Below are 18,066 nucleotides of genomic sequence, written 5' to 3'. Positions count from 1 at the left end.
CGGGTAGACCCCGGCATGTGTTCCGGGGTTCAGCACCATGAACAAACACCTGACAGGATAGCCGGGCTGTTCTTTTTGGTTACTGATTCAGATCACGGGCAGGCTCGGGCCTGGACCAGAGCCACATATTGCCCATCGCCATGCCCGCGATGGCGAGGTAGAGCCACCAGACATGGGTGAGCAGGCTCAGCATCAGGATGGCGCAGACCAGCATGCTGATGGTCGCGCTGATTTTGGCGCGGCGTGCGACCAACCGGCCATTACGCCAGTTGTGCAGGATCGGGCCGAACACGCGATGGTTTTCCAGCCAGGCGTTCAGGCGCGGCGAACTGCGGGTCGCGGCCCAGGCGGCCAGCAGAATGAATTCCGTGGTCGGCAGGCCGGGGATGAATATGGCGGCAATGCCTATACCCAGGCTGACATAAGCGAGGATGCCAAACAGAAAGCGCGAAAGTCTGGAGCCGGGCGGTTTATAGGTCATGGTCACTACGGGCTGGTTCAAAAAGCCCGGCCAGCTTAACAGCACCGGGCGCTTTTTCATGCTTGAACCTGTTCGATCTCAGGCGCATGGGCGTAAGCGTGTTGCAGCAGAACCGTGAAACGCTCGAAAGCCTCGATGGCGCCCTGATCGGCCTGTGCTTCCTCTTCGGCGCTGAACTCCAGGCCATCCAGGATTCTGATAAAGGTTTTCCAGCCTTCGGCGCGGCCACCGGCGGGTTCGCCCAGATGCCGTGCGCCAAAGCTTTCGCTGAGGTTCAGGGCGGCAGCGCGCTTGATCAGAAAGGCCGCACCCAGTTTTGAGCCTTCGGAGACGAACAGCCAGCCCAGGGCCTTGGCCTTGCTCGGATTCTGCACGGCACCGGAGATGGATCGAGGAATGTCGGTGTTCAGGTCTGCGAGATCGGCCTTGGCTTGCTCGGCGCGGCAACGGGCGGGCAGGTCGGCGATGATCTCGATCAGTTCAGGATCGTTGTAGAGGCTTTGCAGTTCGGCCTGAAACAGATATTGGGCGACGACGAAACGCTTGTAGCTGTCGAGGGTTTCAAAAGGCGCATTGGCCTTGACCGCCTTGTCGAGCTGTTCGTGGGGCGCATGGGTAATCTGGTTGAGCCGCTGGGAACGCAGGGCAGGACGAGTCTGCTCGGTTGTCATCAGGTTCTTCCTTGCAAAAGTAAGAGGGCGTTGTTGAATAGACGAATGGCCAATCCACGGAGCGTAAAAAAACACGCCGCCGATCACTGTCGATGGCGTGTTTTTCACAGGGCTTGTTGCGCCAGGAATCAGATGTCCCAGACCAGATTGACGCTGAAGTTGCGTCCTGGCTGAGTCAGGCGATCCATGTTGGCCGGAGCAGTAGCACTTGCCTCGCCTACGCCGTCGTATCCGCGCACGTCATCCCACAGCCAGTACTTTTTGTCGGCCAGGTTGTAGAGGCCCGCATTGACGGTGACGTCGTCGGTGACCTTGTAGTAGCCGGTCAGGTCCAGAATGCCGAAGCCCGGTGTGCGGAACTGTGATGAAGAACCGTCCGGCTCATGGAATTCACTGTCATCCACACGTGTCTTGCGTTTGACCAGCGTCCAGCTCAGCAGGCCGCCGTAGCTGTCCTGCTCATAACCCAGGCCGAAAACGCCGGTCAGCGGGTTGACGCTGTTGAGTGGTTCGCCGGTGTCGTTGTTGCGGCCTTGCGCGTAGGCAATCGAGCCCTGAGTGTAGAGACCTTGCGGTGCGCCGAAGCTGTCCAGGTTCAGACGACCCTTGATCTCCGCACCTTTGATGGTGGCGTGCTTGATGTTGTAGGACTGGAAGGTAAGTTCGTCATAGCCGGCAGCCAGACCGTCTTCGTTGATGAAGTCGCGGTACTTGTTATAGAACACGGCAACGTCGAACGAGCCCGACTCGAAGCGGCCACGCAGACCGGTTTCATAGCTTTTGCTCTTTTCGGGCTCCAGGTTCGGGTTGGGTTCGACCAGGTAACCGGTTGTGGTGTTTTCAAAGCTGCCATACAAGGCCTTGGCCGACGGAGTCCGGAAACCTTCGGCGTACTGGCCATACCAGGTGTATTCGTTGCTCAGGGCGTAGGTCACGCCGAACTTGGGCGATACGCGATCCCAGGTCTTGTCCTTGTTATTGCCGCCACTCGGATCGTTCAGGCCTTCGGAGTTGAGGAACTCTTCGGTCATTTTCGGGCTCAGGCGGGTGTAGCTGTAGCGCACGCCAGGAATGAAGGTCCATTTGTTCCAGCTGATCTGGTCTTGAGCGAACAGCGCATAGCTGGTGATGGTCGGGTCGGGGAAGTCGCTGGCTGGCACAGGGTTATCACTGGCTACAGGACTGATGGCACCGGCCACGGTACAGGCGCCGAACACTCGCGCACAGGTTGCACTGCCGGTACGCAAGCCCGTGACTTTCTGCCGTTTTACAGTGGTGCCGTAGGTCAGCTCATGGTCGGTGCTGGCAATCGAAAATGCCTTGTCGAACTGGGCATCGAAGATCCACTGTTTTTCCTGATAGGTCGTATCGCGATTACGGTACAAGTCACGGACGAACGGGAAGTAGCGTTCGCGGGTGCTTTGCTCGGTCTTGGCATTCTGGTAATTCAGGCTCCACTTGACGTTGTCGACCAGCAGGCTATCGAGAGCAAAGGTGTGTTCGATGCCGAAGCGTTCGCGAGTGACGGTGTCATTGGTGGTACGACCCCGATACATGCCAACCCCGACGCCGTTGCCGAACGGCCCGCCGACGGCGCTGAGCTGATTGGTGTCGCGATCATCCTTGTACTTTTCGTAGGTCAGCGCCAGACGCGAGTCTTCGGCGTAGTTCCAGCCCAGTTTGGCCAGCACATTGGTTGCGCGCTGGTCTTCAGGGTTGGCCTCGGTACGGGTCAGGCCGGTGCCGCTGGTGCTGCCGTAGGATTCGGTTTCATGGCCTTCGCGCTGGCTCAAATGCAGCAAGGCGTCGAAATCGCCATGGCGGCCAGCAACGGTGCCTGAGGTCAGCCAGCTTTCATCGGCCGAGCTGTAACCGGTTTTCAGGCGGGCGCCGACGTCTTTTCCGGGCTTGATGATGTCGCTCGGGTCCAGGGTGTAGTAACTGACTACGCCACCGATGGCGCTGCTGCCGTAAAGCGCCGAAGCCGGGCCGCGCAGGATCTCGACGCGCTTGACGATTTCCGGGTCGACGTAATTGCGGCGGGTCTGGGCGAAAGGACCGGTGAAGAAGCTGTCCGGGATTTCGACGCCGTCCACCTGGGTCAGGATCCGGTTGTTGTCGATACCACGGATGTTGTAGCCAGTGGTGCCGCCGCGCTGACCGGCACCACCGACCGAAACGCCCGGCTCGTTGCGTACCAGATCGCGGATGTCATTGACGTTGCGACGGTCCAGTTCTGCGCGTGTGTGTACGCTGACGGTATTGGGAACCGAGGAGATATCCTGTTCCTGGCGCGTGGCACTGACGGTGGTCTGCTCAAGGGCGATGACGCCAGAGACGCGCTTTTCCAGTACGACGTTGTTGTCGCCCAGGTTGCGATAGCTCAACTGGCTGCCCGACAGCAGGCGCTCCAGGGCCTGGGCGGGTTGCAGGTTGCCATTGGCGCCAGGGGAGACAACGTTTTGCGCCAGGTCCGACGACACGCCCACCTGCCAGCCGGTGACACGGCTGAATTCATTGAGTGCCGATACCAGCGGTTGTCTGGCGATCGAGAACGTGTAAGTGCCGGCAGCGCGTGCCTGTGGAGCGCTTTCTGTTGCTGCGACGGCGGGCATCGCTTGCATGCCGGCGCTGAAAATCGCCACGGTCAGCAGCGAAAGTGTGAATCGCTTGCGTGAGTGAGTGAACGAGGATGACATACGGTGGCGCTCCCTGACGAACTGCTGGTTATAGTGTTGTGCTGTCGATTCTTAATGCGAATCAGTTGCATTGGATATGACTAGACGAACGAGGGACGGGGAGTGCGTAAAAAAAGTTTTACCGATCAGTTGATGAGCACTAGCGCAGGTATTTCCTGCACATTGGCCGAAGTGATCTGCGCCAGTGAACGTATCACGTTCAAGGGGTTATCCAGCTTGTAGTTGCCTGTGACGGTGACGCGATCCAGTGCGGGGTTGGTGTTGATGATCCAGCCGGGATAATAGCGACGCAGCTCGGCCAGAACTTCGCTGAGCGGGCTGTTATCGAAGATCAGTCGACCCTGGACCCAGGCCAGGTCCCTGGCCGGATCGAGCCTTTCCCGATGGCCAAAACCCGATGGACCTACGCGAACGCTGTCGCCCGCGCCAAGGCTGACTCTGGAGTCGCCGCGTATGGCGCTGACGTCTACCGCGCCACGCTGAACCTGAACCCGCGCTTCGCCATCAAGGTAACGCACCGAAAACTCGGTGCTGTTGGCGCTCATGCGGATCGGGCCGGCTTCGATCTCCATCGGCACGTTCGGATCGAGGGCTACATTGAAATAGGCTTCCCCTTGATACAGGCGTGCCACCCGTTGCTTGTCATCAAGGTGGCTGGAAAAGGCCGAGTTGGTATTGAGCAGGACTTTCGAGCCGTCGCTCAGTTGCAGGCGCTGGCGTTCGCCTACTACCGTCAGGTGGTCGGCCTGGATGCGCAAGGGCAGGTTGCTGAAGTTGAACAGCCCCAACAGCAGAACAGCCGCTGTGGCCAAGGGTTTCCAGTGCGGTCGGATGCGTTGCCAGCGCGAAGGCTTGTGCGGTTGTTGCAAGGCCGCTGCCGCGTGCTGAACGGTTTGCGAGTCCCATATCGCCCGGGCCTTGGTGAAAGCTTGCGCATGGGCAGGGTCGGCCTGCAGCCAGGCCTCGAAGTGTGCCTGCTGCTGAGGATCTGCGCCTTCCAGTTCGATCAGCCAGGTCAGGGCTTGATCCATTGCGCTGTCGCTCAGTACATCCTGCGCAAGCGACTGCGGGCGTTCTGTTCCTGGGGTCACGGTGTTCCTCGGCAAACTCGGTTTGATCGATGTGCGTGCAATGGGAGTGGCAGCCTGCGACAGTGTCCAGGTCTGGTCAAGCCTGGTCGAGTCTCGCCAGCACTCCCACACAGATCGCCATGATCAGTTTCAGTTCTTTTTGTACGGTGCTTGCAGAGATGTCCAGTTGCTCGGCGATCTCCAGATAACTGCATCCGTTGAGGCGACTCAGGGTGAATATGTTCTGTTGGCGCGTGCTGAGTTTACCCACAGTGGTGCTGAGGCTTTCAAGCAGGCGTTTGGCGTGGGTGGCCTCTTCCGGTGTGCTGAGCTGTGCGACCACACTTTCGATCTGCTCGGCGGGCGCATCTTCGACCAGGGTCCGGCCATGGATGCGGCGCGAGCGCAAATGATCCAGCGCCAGGTTGCGGGCGGTCTGGTAGACGAAGGGTTCCAGGTGATCTATCGGGCGTTCGGTCAGGGCGCGGGTGACGCGCAACCAGGTTTCCTGCAGCAGGTCTTCAGCGGTGCTGTGGTTGCCCACCATGCCTTGCAAGGTTCGCAACAACACTTCGCGTTGAGCGACAAATACGTCATTGAAGTGCGCCTGCGACACAGAAGTACCTGACCGGAAAAATCAGTGGATGATAATGCTTATCATCCACATATTCGGTCAAGTCGGCTTTCTGTATTTTTCTTAATACTTCGCTGTCACTGTGCGTTATGCAGCGCCAGGCAGTTGTCGAGCATGCGGTTGGAGAACGCCCACTCGTTGTCATACCAGGCCAGCACCTTGAGCAGCTTGCCGCTGACTTTGGTGTGGTTGGCGTCGAAGATCGACGACAGCGGGTTGTGGTTGAAGTCGTGGGAAACCAGCGGCAGGGTGTTGTAGCCCAGAATCCTGGAGTGCTGGCTGGCTTCCTTGAGCAGCGCGTTGACTTCGTCTGCGGTGGTTTCGCGCTTGATGTTGACGGTCAGGTCCACCAGCGAAACGTTGATCACCGGCACCCGGACGGCCATGCCGGTCAGTTTGCCCGCCAGTTCCGGCAATACCAGGCCCACGGCTTCGGCGGCGCCGGTCTTGCTCGGGATCATCGAATGAGTGGCCGAACGGGCGCGGTACGGATCGGTGTGATACACATCGATCAGGTTCTGGTCATTGGTGTAGGCATGGATGGTGGTCATCAGACCGCTTTCGATGCCCAGTTCGCGATGCAGTACCTGCGCGACAGGTGCCAGGCAGTTGGTGGTGCAGGAGGCGCTGGAGATGATCTGGTGCGACTGGCGCAGGGTGTCGTGGTTGACGCCATAGACGATGGTAGCGTCCGCGCCTTTGGCCGGAGCTGAAATAATGACCTTCTTTGCCCCGGCGGTGATATGCGCGGCGGCTTTTTCACGGTCGGTGAACAGACCGGTGCATTCAAAGACGACATCGATGTTCTGGGCTTTCCATGGCAACTCGGCAGGGTTGCGTATGGCGCTGACAGCGATACGGTCACCATTGACTGTCAGGCTTTCGCTGTCGCACTCGACGGTGCCGCTGAAAGGGCCGTGAACGGTGTCGAAACGCAGCAGATGAGCATTCATCTCGCTGTTGCCCAGATCGTTGATGGCGACGACCTGCAGGTCTTGTCGGTAGCCTTGGGTATAAAGTGCGCGTAGGACGTTACGGCCGATGCGGCCAAAACCGTTGATTGCAATGCGAATAGTCATACAGTCGTCCTTCAAGAATTGTTGTTGGAATTACAAGATTATTCTCATAAAAATAGAAAACAAGCCTTTTTAGTGGCAATATTTTGTTTTATCTACAACTACAAGCCTGAAAGGCTGGTTCAGTTGATCGAGATCAGGCTTTTGCGCCTTGGCGCCGGGTCCCGATAACTGGCATGGTCTTTACGGGTGACCATAGACGTTAGCCTGGAGTTCATCACATGCATCCCCGCATTCTTGAGGTAACCGAGCGTCTTATCGCTCGTAGTCGCGAAACCCGTCAGCGCTACCTGCAACTGATTCGCGGCGCAGCGAGCGACGGCCCGATGCGTGGCCAACTGCAATGCGCCAACTTCGCCCACGGCGTTGCCGGATGCGCACCCGAGGACAAGCAGAACCTGCGCCTGATGAACGCCGCCAACGTGGCAATTATTTCTTCATATAACGACATGCTTTCGGCGCATCAGCCGTACGAAGTCTTTCCTGCCCAGATCAAAAAGGCTTTACGTGACATTGGTTCGGTCGGCCAGTTCGCGGGCGGCGTGCCGGCCATGTGCGATGGCGTGACCCAGGGCGAGCCGGGCATGGAACTGGCCATCGCCAGCCGTGAAGTGATCGCCATGTCCACGGCGGTGGCGCTGTCCCACAACATGTTCGATGCCGCATTGATGCTGGGCATCTGCGACAAGATCGTGCCGGGCCTGATGATGGGCTCGCTGCGTTTCGGTCACTTGCCAACCATCTTCGTGCCCGGCGGGCCGATGGTTTCCGGTATTTCCAACAAGGAAAAGGCCGATGTGCGCCAGCGCTACGCCGAAGGCAAGGCGACCCGCGAAGAGTTGCTGGATTCGGAGATGAAGTCCTACCACGGTCCGGGCACCTGCACGTTCTACGGCACAGCCAATACCAACCAGTTGTTGATGGAAGTCATGGGCTTGCACCTGCCGGGCGCTTCGTTCGTCAATCCGGGCACGCCGTTGCGTGAGGCGCTGACAGCCGAGGCGGCGCAGCAGGTCACTCGCCTGACCAAGCAAAGCGGCGACTTCATGCCAATTGGTGAAATCGTCGATGAGCGAGTGCTGGTCAACTCCATCGTCGCCCTGCACGCCACGGGCGGTTCGACCAACCACACCTTGCACATGCCGGCGATTGCTCAGGCCGCAGGCATCCAGTTGACCTGGCAGGACATGGCCGACCTCTCGGAAGTCGTGCCGACCCTGAGCCACGTCTATCCAAACGGCAAGGCCGACATCAACCACTTCCAGGCAGCGGGCGGCATGTCGTTCCTGATCCGTGAACTGCTGGCTGCCGGTCTGCTTCACGAAGACGTCAATACCGTGGCCGGTCATGGCTTGAGCCGCTACACCAAGGAACCTTTCCTGGAAGATGGCAAGCTGGTCTGGCGCGAAGGTCCACTGCAAAGCCTGGACGAAAACATTCTGCGCCCGGTGGCGCGTCCGTTCTCGCCGGAAGGCGGCCTGCGGGTCATGGAGGGCAACCTGGGGCGTGGCGTGATGAAAGTCTCCGCCGTGGCGCCCGAGCATCAGATCGTCGAAGCACCGGCCAGGGTTTTCCAGGATCAGCAGGATCTGGCCGATGCGTTCAAGGCCGGTGAGCTGGAGCGTGATTTCGTGGCGGTGATGCGCTTCCAGGGGCCGCGCTCCAACGGCATGCCTGAACTGCACAAGATGACGCCATTCCTGGGCGTGCTTCAGGATCGTGGCTTCAAGGTTGCCCTGGTGACTGACGGGCGCATGTCCGGAGCCTCGGGCAAGATTCCGGCGGCGATTCATGTCTGCCCGGAAGCCTTTGATGGTGGCCCTTTGGCTCTTGTCCGAGATGGTGACGTGATTCGCGTCGATGGCGTAAAAGGCACGTTGCAAGTTCTGGTCGAAGCGTCAGAATTGGGAGCCAGACAACCGGCAGTCGGTCAGCTCGACAACGGTGTCGGCTGTGGCCGGGAACTGTTCGGTTTCATGCGCATGGCCTTCAGCTCGGCGGAGCAGGGCGCCAGCGCCTTTACTTCAAATCTGGAGACGCTCAAGTGAAATTGGCTCTGGTCGGTGATATTGGCGGCACCAATGCACGTTTTGCCATTTGGGAAGACGACAAACTGCATTCGATTCGGGTATTCCCGACCATCGATTACGCCGGGCCGGAACAAGCCATCGAGATCTACTTGCAGGATCTTGAGTTGCAACGTGGCGATGTCGGCTTCGTCTGTCTGGCCGTGGCCGGGCCGGTGGATGGCGATGAGTTCTATTTCACCAACAGCCACTGGCAATTGAGCCGGTCGAAGTTCTGCGAAAACCTGAAAGTCGATGAGCTGCTGCTGATCAACGACTTCACGGCCATGGCGCTGGGCATGACCCGCCTGCGTGATGACGAATACCTGACCATCTGCCACGGTCTCGGCAAGCCGGATCGCCCGCGTGTGGTGATCGGGCCGGGGACCGGGCTTGGGGTCGGAACCTTGATCAGCGTCGGCGAAGACCGCTGGACGGCCTTGCCCGGCGAGGGTGGTCATGTGGATCTGCCGATCGGCACCGCCCGTGAAGCCTTGCTGTGGACACGTCTGATGGCCGAGCACGAGCATGTCAGTGCCGAGACGGTATTGAGTGGCGCGGGCCTGTTGCAGTTGTATCAGGTCAGTTGTGCGCTGGACGATATCGAGCCAGTGCTCAAGTCGCCGGCTGCCATTACCTCGGCGGCTGTGGCGGGTGACCCGGTGGCGGCAGGGGTTCTGGATCAGTTCTGTGTATTTCTGGGCCGGGTGGTGGGCAACAACGTGCTCACTCTGGGTGGCCTGGGTGGGGTCTATATCGTTGGCGGCGTGGTGCCACGTTTCGTCGACTTCTTCAGCAACAGCGGTTTCAAGCGCGCACTCGCTGAAAAGGGCGTGATGAGCGATTACTTCAAGGGCCTGCCGGTCTGGCTGGTCACTGCCGAATACCCCGGTTTGATGGGGGCAGGCGTAGCATTGCAACAGGCATTTGGAAAGGATCTCTGATTCGTTTTTCACACGCTGCGTGTCATGGATGGCAACCCAATAACAACAACGTCACTGCTAACAAGGACGATTCAATTTGAGCTCAGTCAGTAAATCGATTCTGTTGGTCGATGATGACCAGGAGATCCGCGAGTTGCTGGATACCTACCTCAGCCGTGCCGGTTTTCAGGTGCGTACTGTTGGGGACGGCGCGGATTTTCGACAGGCGTTCAACGAGGCTCCCAGCGACCTGCTGATCCTCGACGTCATGCTGCCCGATGAAGACGGCTTCAGCCTGTGCCGCTGGGTGCGCCAGCATCCGCGCCAGCCCCATGTGCCGATCATCATGCTTACCGCCAGTTCCGATGAGGCCGACCGTGTCATCGGCCTGGAACTCGGGGCTGACGATTATCTGGGTAAACCTTTCAGCCCCCGTGAATTGCAGGCCCGGATCAAGGCCTTGTTGCGTCGTGCCCAGTTTGGTCAGGAACGCAGCGGCAATGACGTGATGGTGTTCGATGAGTGGCGTCTGGACATGGTCAGCCACCGGCTGTTTCACAACGATGGCGAGGAAGTGATTCTTTCGGGGGCGGACTTTGCGCTGCTCAAGCTGTTTCTCGATAACCCGCAGCAGATCCTGGATCGCGACACCATCGGCAACGCCACTCGCGGGCGTGAACTGATGCCGCTGGAGCGCATTGTCGACATGGCCGTCAGTCGTCTGCGCCAGCGTTTGCGCGACACTGGCAAGGCGCCGCGCCTGATACGCACGATACGCGGCAGTGGTTACCTTCTGGCGACGAACGTTAGCGTGCACGCCAGCAATGGCTACTGAAACGACCCTCTTGAAGTTGCGCCGCCCAAGGCTGCCGCGTTCACTGTTGGGGCGGATGCTGTTGCTGACGCTGCTGGCGGTCTTGATGGCTCAGGCCTTGTCCAGCGTCATCTGGCTTTCCCAGTTGCGGGCCACGCAAATGGTCGGGCTGGTGACCAGTGCGCGCAGCCTGGCGTATTCCATGGCGGCCAGTGTCAGCTACTTTCGCTCGTTGCCTCTGGCCTACCGTCCGCTGGTGCTGGATCAATTGCGCAGCATGGGCGGTACGCGCTTTGTCGTATCGCTCAATGACCGTCCGCTGGACATGCAGATATTGCCGCCCACGCCTCGCAAGCAGGCCGTGTTGCAGGTTGTCGATGAAGTATTGCGCCAGCACCTTGGCAATGATCCCGACATTGCGGTGTGGTTCGTGCGCCCGGATGACCTGCGGATTTTCAACAGCGGCCTGAAGCTCGATGAGTTGCCACGCTCCTGGGCGCATTACGCGCTGACCCTTGAGCCGCTGAACCCTCCTGTTCTGGTGACCCAGATTGAACTGGCTCCCGGCGAATGGCTGTATATCGCGTCACTGCTGCCTGAGCCCTATACCTCTCTGGAAGAGCAGGAGCTTCCTTTGCAGCAGGTCTGGTTCATTGCCCTGACCAGTGTTTTTCTGCTGTTCTTCATCGGCCTGCTGGTGCATTGGCAAAGCCGGCCCCTCAAGCGTCTGGCGCGTGCGGCGCGTGACATGTCCCTGGGCGCCGATGTCGAGCCGGTGGTCGAGGGCGGTGGCAGTGAAGTGGTTGAGGTCAGCCGCGCCTTCAATGCCATGCGCAACCGGATCAGTCGTTATCTGACGGAGCGCGGCCAGTTGTTCAGCGCCATTTCTCATGACTTGCGCACGCCCATCACCCGCTTGCGGTTGCGTGTCGAGTTGCTGGAAGACGAAATGATGCAGACCAAGTTCAGCCGCGATCTCGATGAGCTTGAGCTGCTGGTCAAAGGCGCGTTGCAATGCGTGAAGGACACCGACATTCACGAGAACATCGAGCAGGTGGACCTCAATCACTTGCTTGAATGCCTGATCGAGCCCTATCTGCGTGACGGGCGTGTCACGCAGAAGGGGGTTGCCGAAGCGGCTTATCCCGGCAAGCCGCTGGCGCTCAAGCGTTGCATCGGCAACCTGATCGATAACGCCATCAAGTACGGGCATCGCGCGCATTTGAAGGTCGAAGACAACGACCTGGCTTTCGTCCTGCACGTGGATGACGAAGGGCCGGGGGTGCCGGAAAAGCGACTGGAACATGTGTTCGAGCCGCATTTTCGTCTGGCCGGCAGCCAGCAACAGGGCTACGGTCTTGGCCTGGGCATCGCTCGCAATATCGCCCACAGCCATGGAGGCGAAGTGAGCCTGCAGAATCTGCGCGAGGGCGGATTGCGGGTGACACTGTTTTTGCCTCGGTCAGTGGATTGAGGCAGGCCATCATCGGCGGTGTCTGGACACCGCCTCGGTACAAGCGAATTTATTCGCGAATGAATTCGTTTCTATGTGTGGTCTGTGTCTGTTTCAACTGATGAATCGATAAATGGCATTGGGTGAAAAACCCGTTATAACACTGGAATAATAGGCCCCGGTGTCCGGATCTTCGCTCAGATAGTTCAACCCCTCGATTTCTTCGTAGTAACACACGCCGTCTGCTCCCAGGCTGGTGTCTGGCTGCCCGTTTTCGAGCAGACGGGCCATGAAGCCTGTCAGTTTCGGTATCGCGTTTATGTGTCTGCCAGCCACTACAATCCGCCCGGAGCGGTCGACAATAGCCGTGAAGTTTACCGGTACGACATTGTCGGGTTCTCTTGATTCGATCAGTACGGTTTCTCCCTGATTGAACTCTGGAATACGTTGACCATTCATGTCTAACTTGCAAATGGCCAGAACGCCTCTGCCGCGAACGATGTTTACACTGCCTCTGTTTCCTGCGCAGACAATATTGCCATCAGCGTCCTGTATAAGCGAATTCCAGCTTGAATAAGCGTAATTGCCAAAGTCTGTAAAATATCCATCTGAGGCGAATGTGGTATCGAGAGCCCCGTTTTCATGAAATCTGGCAATAAAGGGAACACCTGGATGTTCGCCGCCGATGACAAACATTCCATTGTCTTGCACGATTAAACGATAAGGCTTGAACCACACATAACTTTCAGGCTCCATCAGGCCATCGGTATTGAAGGTCGGGTCCGGTTCTCCGTCCGGGGTGAGTCTCAGGACATAAGTGCGATGAACATATTCAACCATGTCTCTTACCGTGGTGAGGACGAGCAGTTTTCCATCGCTCAATACCTTGAGGTCACCGTATTGTTCATCGGGGAATCGCAGGGATTGAGGCTGGGGAATACGGCTGGCAAGCTTGCGCAATGGCGACGGCCATTGTCCCGGGTTGCCGGGGAGTGGATACAGGCGCAGCCCGTTGTTGCCAAAGGCCGGGTCTTTCTGGCCATCCGCTGTAAAACAGGCCAGTACCAGGCTACTGACCCGCTGGCCCTTGATCGTTATTGTGGTATCCAGCCTGGCCAGATACCGGCCGTCTGGCAATAGATCCACATTCAGCAGATAACCGTCGTTCTCGGCCAGAGGGGCGCTACGTACATTAACGAAGGCGTAGCCATTCTGGCCGAAGGTTGTATCAAGGCTGTTATCAGGTTTTATTCTGACCAGGCAGGGAAGTTGTCGATAGTTCTCATCCTGGCAGCCAGCAATGAAAGAGCCATCGGCCAGCCTGAGCAAGGTATCGACAGAAAAAAGTCTTTGGCCTTCAACCGGGTTGGGAACGACGACGGGTTGAAAGCCCGGATCAATTTCACCGGACTTGGGCGAAACAGGAGTGTTGTTCATTGTGTTATTCCTTGTGAATGAAAATGCACGTCCGTTTATGCTCTTTTAACAAGAGTTGAAGTAAGGGGGGCGTGATGAAAGGCGTCCTGCCTTTTAATTCTAGGTAATCATGTGTGCGGCAATCGTTTCAAGTTATATTCATTTGCACTATGAAGTAGAGGGTTTCACGTAATCCGAGTGACGGTATGAAGTCAATGATGTCGTTGTGATTGAATTTTCGTTGGATGACCGGTTCTGGAAAAATGAACTAACCTGCCTTGAGGTTGGGTGTTGCTGTCCAGAGGACGGGTGGTGAATGTAACCATCCTGTGACTTTTGCGCGTCCCTTCGTTACCGTGCCTGAAAAACCCTTGGTTAAACTGCTTTGAGCGCAAGCACAGACTTGCTCATGCATAACAACAAGAAAGGTCAAATCGATGAATTCAATCTCACGTCTCGCTGTTGTCATTTCCCTCGCCTCGTTGTTCCCTCTGAGCGTTACTGCTGCTGATTCCAAAGGCACTATCGAAGTCGTGCACTGGTGGACGTCCGGTGGCGAAAAGGCCGCTGTCGATGTTTTGAAAGCGCAGGTTGAAAAAGACGGTTTTACCTGGAAGGACGGCGCGATTGCCGGCGGTGGCGGTGCGACGGCAATGACCGTGCTCAAGAGCCGTGCAGTAGCGGGTAACCCGCCTGGCGTAGCACAGATCAAAGGCCCGGACATTCAGGAATGGGGTTCCACCGGCCTGCTCGATACCGATGCGTTGAAGGATGTTGCCAAGGAAGAGAAGTGGGATTCTCTTCTGGACAAGAAAGTCTCCGACACCGTGAAATTCGAGAACGAATACGTTGCCGTGCCGGTGAACATCCACCGCGTCAACTGGCTGTGGATCAACCCGGAAGTCTTCAAGAAAGCCGGTATCGAAAAGCCCCCGACCACCCTTGAAGAATTCTACGCCGCTGGCGACAAGCTCAAGGCCGCCGGTTTCATTGCACTGGCCCATGGCGGTCAGCCATGGCAGGACAGCACCGTATTCGAGGCTGTAGTCCTCTCGGTCATGGGTGCAGAAGGCTACAAGAAGGCCCTCGTCGATCTTGACCAGAAAGCCCTGACCGGTCCGGAAATGGCCAAGTCCTTCGCCGAACTCAAGAAAGTCGCCACCTACATGGACGCCAACCGCGCCGGTCGTGACTGGAATATCGCGGCAGCCAGTGTCATCAGCGGCAAGGCTGGCATGCAGATCATGGGCGACTGGGCCAAGAGCGAGTGGACTGCCGCCAAGAAAGTCGCAGGCAAGGATTACGAGTGCGTAGCCTTCCCGGGCACTGAAAAGGCGTTCACCTACAACATCGATTCGCTGGCCGTGTTCAAGCAGAAAGACAAGGGCACCACCGCTGCGCAACAGGACCTGGCCAAGGTCGCGCTGGGTGAAAACTTCCAGCAGGTCTTCAGCATCAACAAAGGCTCCATTCCGGTTCGTAACGACATGCTGGCCAATATGGAGAAGCACGGTTTCGATTCCTGCGCCCAGGCTGCTGCAAAAGATTTCCTGGCTGACTCGAAAACCGGCGGTCTGCAGCCAAGCATGGCTCACAACATGGCGACTACGCTGGCGGTACAAGGCGCATTCTTCGATGTCGTGACCAACTACATCAACGATAAAGATGCCGACCCTGCCGCAGCAGCCAGGAAACTGGGCGCGGCAATCATGTCAGCCCAGTAATTATCGTTACCTGAACCCCAGCCGCAGTTCGTGCTGATGAACCCGTACCCCGGTTTCACACACGCCTGCGGCCTGGATTCGATATTCCGGATTGGATACTCCCGATGAGCTCTGTCGCTGTGTTCAGCAAAGCCTCGCCTCTGGATGCGCTGCAACGCTGGTTGCCCAAGTTGGTACTGGCACCCAGCATGTTCGTCGTGCTGGTTGGTTTTTACGGTTACATCCTGTGGACCTTCGTCCTCTCCTTTACCAACTCGACTTTCCTGCCGACCTACAAATGGGTCGGGCTGGCGCAATACATGCGCCTTATGGACAACGACCGCTGGTGGGTGGCGAGCAAGAACCTGCTCATGTTCGGCGGTATGTTCATCGCCATCAGTCTGGTGGTCGGCGTGGTGCTGGCGGTGCTGCTGGATCAGCGCATTCGCCGTGAAGGTGCGATTCGCACCATTTATCTCTACCCGATGGCGCTGTCGATGATCGTCACCGGTACGGCCTGGAAATGGCTGCTCAACCCGGGCCTTGGTCTGGACAAGATGCTGCGCGACTGGGGCTGGGAAGGCTTTCGCCTGGACTGGCTGGTCGATCCCGACCGGGTTGTGTACTGCCTGGTCATCGCGGCGGTCTGGCAGTCTTCCGGGTTTGTCATGGCGCTGTTTCTGGCGGGCCTGCGTGGTGTCGACCAATCGATCATTCGCGCTGCACAGATGGATGGCGCGAGCTTGCCGCTCATCTACTGGCGCGTGATATTGCCCAGCCTGCGTCCGGTGTTCTTCAGTGCCGTGATGATTCTGGCGCACATCGCCATCAAGAGCTTCGACCTGGTGGCGGCAATGACGGCCGGCGGTCCCGGTTACTCGTCGGACCTGCCAGCGATGTTCATGTATTCCTTCACCTTCAGTCGTGGCCAGATGGGCATGGGCTCGGCCAGTGCGATTCTGATGCTCGGCGCGATCCTGGCGATTCTGGTGCCGTACCTGTATTCCGAGCTGAGGACAAAACGCCATGAGTAGTCATGTTGGCAAACCTTCCATCAGCTTCAGCCGGATTCTGATTCATGCCGTGCTGCTGCTGGCCTGTCTTCTGTATCTGGTGCCGTTGGTGGTCATGCTCCTGACCAGCTTCAAGGCACCTGAAGATATCGGCAGCGGTAACCTGCTGAGCTGGCCAAGCGTGGTCACGGCTATCGGCTGGATCAAGGCCTGGGATATCGTCGATGGCTATTTCTGGAACTCGATCAAGATCACCATCCCGGCAGTGATCATCTCCACAGCCATCGGTGCGCTGAACGGCTATGTGCTGTCGATGTGGCGCTTTCGCGGTTCGCAGCTGTTCTTCGGCCTGTTGCTCTTCGGTTGCTTCCTGCCGTTCCAGACCGTGCTGCTGCCAGCGTCCTTTACCCTCGGCAAGATGGGGCTGGCCAGTACCACCACCGGCCTGGTGTTCGTGCATGTGGTCTACGGGCTGGCATTCACCACACTGTTCTTTCGCAACTACTACGTCAGTATCCCGGATGCGCTGGTCAGAGCGGCACGTCTTGACGGTGCGGGTTTCTTCACGATTTTCTGGCGGATCATCCTGCCGATGTCCACGCCCATCATCATGGTCTGCCTGATCTGGCAGTTCACCCAGATCTGGAATGACTTCCTGTTTGGCGTGGTGTTTTCCAGTGGCGAATCCCAGCCCGTCACCGTGGCGCTGAACAACCTGGTCAACACCAGCACCGGGGCCAAGGAATACAACGTTGATATGGCGGCGGCGATGATCGCCGGGCTGCCGACACTGCTGGTCTATGTGCTGGCTGGCAAGTATTTCCTGCGTGGGCTCACGGCCGGCGCGGTCAAGGGGTAATCATGGCGACTCTCGAACTACGTAACGTAAACAAGACCTACGGCGCCAACCTGCCGGACACGCTCAAGAACATTGAGCTGAAAATCAATGATGGCGAGTTCCTGATCCTGGTCGGCCCGTCCGGTTGCGGCAAGTCGACGCTGATGAACTGCATCGCCGGTCTTGAGAGCATCAGTGGCGGCGCGATCCTGATCGATGGCGAAGACGTCAGCGGCACCAGCCCGAAGGATCGTGATATCGCGATGGTGTTCCAGTCCTACGCGCTGTATCCGACCATGAACGTGCGGGAGAACATCGAGTTCGGCCTGAAAATCCGCAAGATGCCTCAGGCTGCCATCGACGAAGAAGTGAGTCGGGTTGCCAAGCTGTTGCAGATCGAACACCTGCTCAATCGCAAGCCGGGCCAGTTGTCCGGTGGTCAGCAGCAGCGGGTCGCCATGGGGCGTGCCCTGGCGCGGCGTCCGAAGATCTACCTGTTCGACGAACCGCTGTCCAACCTCGACGCCAAGCTGCGGGTCGAGATGCGCACCGAAATGAAACTGATGCACCAGCGCCTGAAAACCACCACCGTCTACGTCACCCACGACCAGATCGAGGCGATGACCCTGGGCGACAAGGTGGCTGTCATGAAGGACGGGATCGTTCAGCAGTTCGGTACGCCCAAGCAGATCTACAACGATCCGGCCAACCTGTTCGTCGCCAGTTTCATCGGTTCGCCGCCCATGAACTTCATTCCGTTGCGTCTGCAACGCAAGGAAGGCCGCCTGCTGGCGGTACTCGACAGCGGTCAGGCCCGATGCGAGCTGCCATTGGGGCTGAGCGATGCAGGGCTGGAGGACCGCGAAGTGATTCTGGGCATTCGTCCGGAGCAGATCACCCTGGCGTCTGGCGAGCCCAACGGGTTGCCGACCATTCGTGCTGAAGTGCAGGTCACCGAGCCGACCGGGCCGGACACACTGGTTTTTGTCACCCTGAATCAGAGTAAAGTCTGCTGTCGTCTGGCGCCGGATGTCGCGCCTCAGGTGAGCGAAAGCCTGACCCTGCAATTCGACCCGTCCAGGGTCCTGCTTTTCGATGCCCAGAGCGGCGAGCGTCTGGGTGTTTTGGGAAAGCAGCAAACGGCTGAGCGCGTGGGCAATGTCACGCAGATGATTCGTTAGACGTACCGAGCACAGCTGGCTGGTCAAG

Annotated in this window: 15 protein-coding genes; 8 read left to right on the top strand and 7 right to left on the bottom strand. The window is 58.2% G+C overall.

Annotation, left to right across the window (positions count from 1 at the left end; all coding sequences use genetic code 11):
- Positions 1–79 precede the first annotated feature (79 nt).
- The 6 genes from ACODS3_RS20905 to gap form a co-directional block, all read right to left on the bottom strand.
- Positions 80–541, bottom strand: a complete 462-nt coding sequence (locus ACODS3_RS20905) for a YbaN family protein (protein ID WP_201018050.1) — start codon at positions 539–541, stop codon at positions 80–82.
- Positions 538–1,152 (bottom strand): biliverdin-producing heme oxygenase, encoded by a 615-nt coding sequence (locus tag ACODS3_RS20900; RefSeq protein ID WP_489036078.1) that lies wholly within the window; start codon positions 1,150–1,152, stop codon positions 538–540. The genes ACODS3_RS20905 and ACODS3_RS20900 overlap by 4 nt, the downstream gene beginning before the upstream one ends.
- A 128-nt stretch (positions 1,153–1,280) precedes the next feature.
- Positions 1,281–3,851, bottom strand: coding sequence for a TonB-dependent receptor (locus tag ACODS3_RS20895; protein WP_201018048.1), 2,571 nt, complete (start codon positions 3,849–3,851; stop codon positions 1,281–1,283).
- Positions 3,852–3,976: 125 nt separating this feature from the next.
- Complete coding sequence (locus ACODS3_RS20890) at positions 3,977–4,942, bottom strand: FecR family protein (RefSeq protein WP_304575447.1); 966 nt, start codon at positions 4,940–4,942, stop codon at positions 3,977–3,979.
- A gap of 76 nt (positions 4,943–5,018) precedes the next feature.
- The gene (locus ACODS3_RS20885) at positions 5,019–5,537 is read right to left on the bottom strand and encodes an RNA polymerase sigma factor (protein WP_201018044.1); all 519 of its coding nucleotides are present in this window, start codon (positions 5,535–5,537) and stop codon (positions 5,019–5,021) included.
- Positions 5,538–5,632: 95 nt separating this feature from the next.
- Positions 5,633–6,634 carry a type I glyceraldehyde-3-phosphate dehydrogenase gene (gap, locus tag ACODS3_RS20880; protein ID WP_201005990.1) on the bottom strand — a complete coding sequence of 334 codons (1,002 nt, stop codon included), beginning with the start codon at positions 6,632–6,634 and terminating at the stop codon, positions 5,633–5,635.
- 218 nt (positions 6,635–6,852) lie between these two features.
- Between gap and edd the strand changes: the two genes are divergently transcribed.
- The 4 genes from edd to ACODS3_RS20860 all read left to right on the top strand — a co-directional run bounded on the left by edd (position 6,853) and on the right by ACODS3_RS20860 (position 11,908).
- Positions 6,853–8,679, top strand: a complete 1,827-nt coding sequence (edd, locus tag ACODS3_RS20875; protein WP_201018043.1) for a phosphogluconate dehydratase — start codon at positions 6,853–6,855, stop codon at positions 8,677–8,679.
- Complete coding sequence (locus tag ACODS3_RS20870) at positions 8,676–9,641, top strand: glucokinase (RefSeq protein WP_201018041.1); 966 nt, start codon at positions 8,676–8,678, stop codon at positions 9,639–9,641. The genes edd and ACODS3_RS20870 overlap by 4 nt, the downstream gene beginning before the upstream one ends.
- A 76-nt stretch (positions 9,642–9,717) precedes the next feature.
- A complete protein-coding gene (locus ACODS3_RS20865; protein ID WP_201018040.1) occupies positions 9,718–10,455 on the top strand; it encodes a response regulator in 738 nt (245 codons plus the stop codon).
- Complete coding sequence (locus ACODS3_RS20860; RefSeq protein ID WP_304575448.1) at positions 10,445–11,908, top strand: ATP-binding protein; 1,464 nt, start codon at positions 10,445–10,447, stop codon at positions 11,906–11,908. The genes ACODS3_RS20865 and ACODS3_RS20860 overlap by 11 nt, the downstream gene beginning before the upstream one ends.
- 93 nt (positions 11,909–12,001) lie before the next feature.
- Here the strand turns inward: ACODS3_RS20860 and ACODS3_RS20855 are convergent, their stop codons facing one another.
- Positions 12,002–13,324, bottom strand: coding sequence for a hypothetical protein (locus ACODS3_RS20855; RefSeq protein ID WP_304575449.1), 1,323 nt, complete (start codon positions 13,322–13,324; stop codon positions 12,002–12,004).
- 416 nt (positions 13,325–13,740) lie between these two features.
- Here ACODS3_RS20855 and ACODS3_RS20850 point away from each other — a divergent pair, with 416 nt between their 5' ends.
- The 4 genes from ACODS3_RS20850 (at position 13,741) to ACODS3_RS20835 (ending at position 18,038) form a co-directional block, all read left to right on the top strand.
- Positions 13,741–15,027, top strand: coding sequence for an ABC transporter substrate-binding protein (locus tag ACODS3_RS20850; RefSeq protein WP_201018038.1), 1,287 nt, complete (start codon positions 13,741–13,743; stop codon positions 15,025–15,027).
- A gap of 104 nt (positions 15,028–15,131) precedes the next feature.
- Positions 15,132–16,040 carry a carbohydrate ABC transporter permease gene (locus tag ACODS3_RS20845; protein ID WP_201005981.1) on the top strand — a complete coding sequence of 303 codons (909 nt, stop codon included), beginning with the start codon at positions 15,132–15,134 and terminating at the stop codon, positions 16,038–16,040.
- On the top strand, positions 16,033–16,878 hold the full coding sequence (locus ACODS3_RS20840; RefSeq protein ID WP_201018037.1) for a carbohydrate ABC transporter permease: 846 nt from the start codon (positions 16,033–16,035) through the stop codon (positions 16,876–16,878). Before ACODS3_RS20845 ends, ACODS3_RS20840 begins: the two co-directional genes overlap by 8 nt.
- A gap of 2 nt (positions 16,879–16,880) precedes the next feature.
- Entirely contained in the window at positions 16,881–18,038 is a 1,158-nt protein-coding gene (locus ACODS3_RS20835; protein ID WP_201005977.1) for an ABC transporter ATP-binding protein, read from the top strand.
- Positions 18,039–18,066 lie beyond the last annotated feature (28 nt).

The sequence above is a fragment of the Pseudomonas sp. FG43 genome (assembly GCF_057809175.1).
Note: the sequence above shows the minus strand (reverse complement) of the source record. Positions and strands in the feature narration are given on the sequence as shown.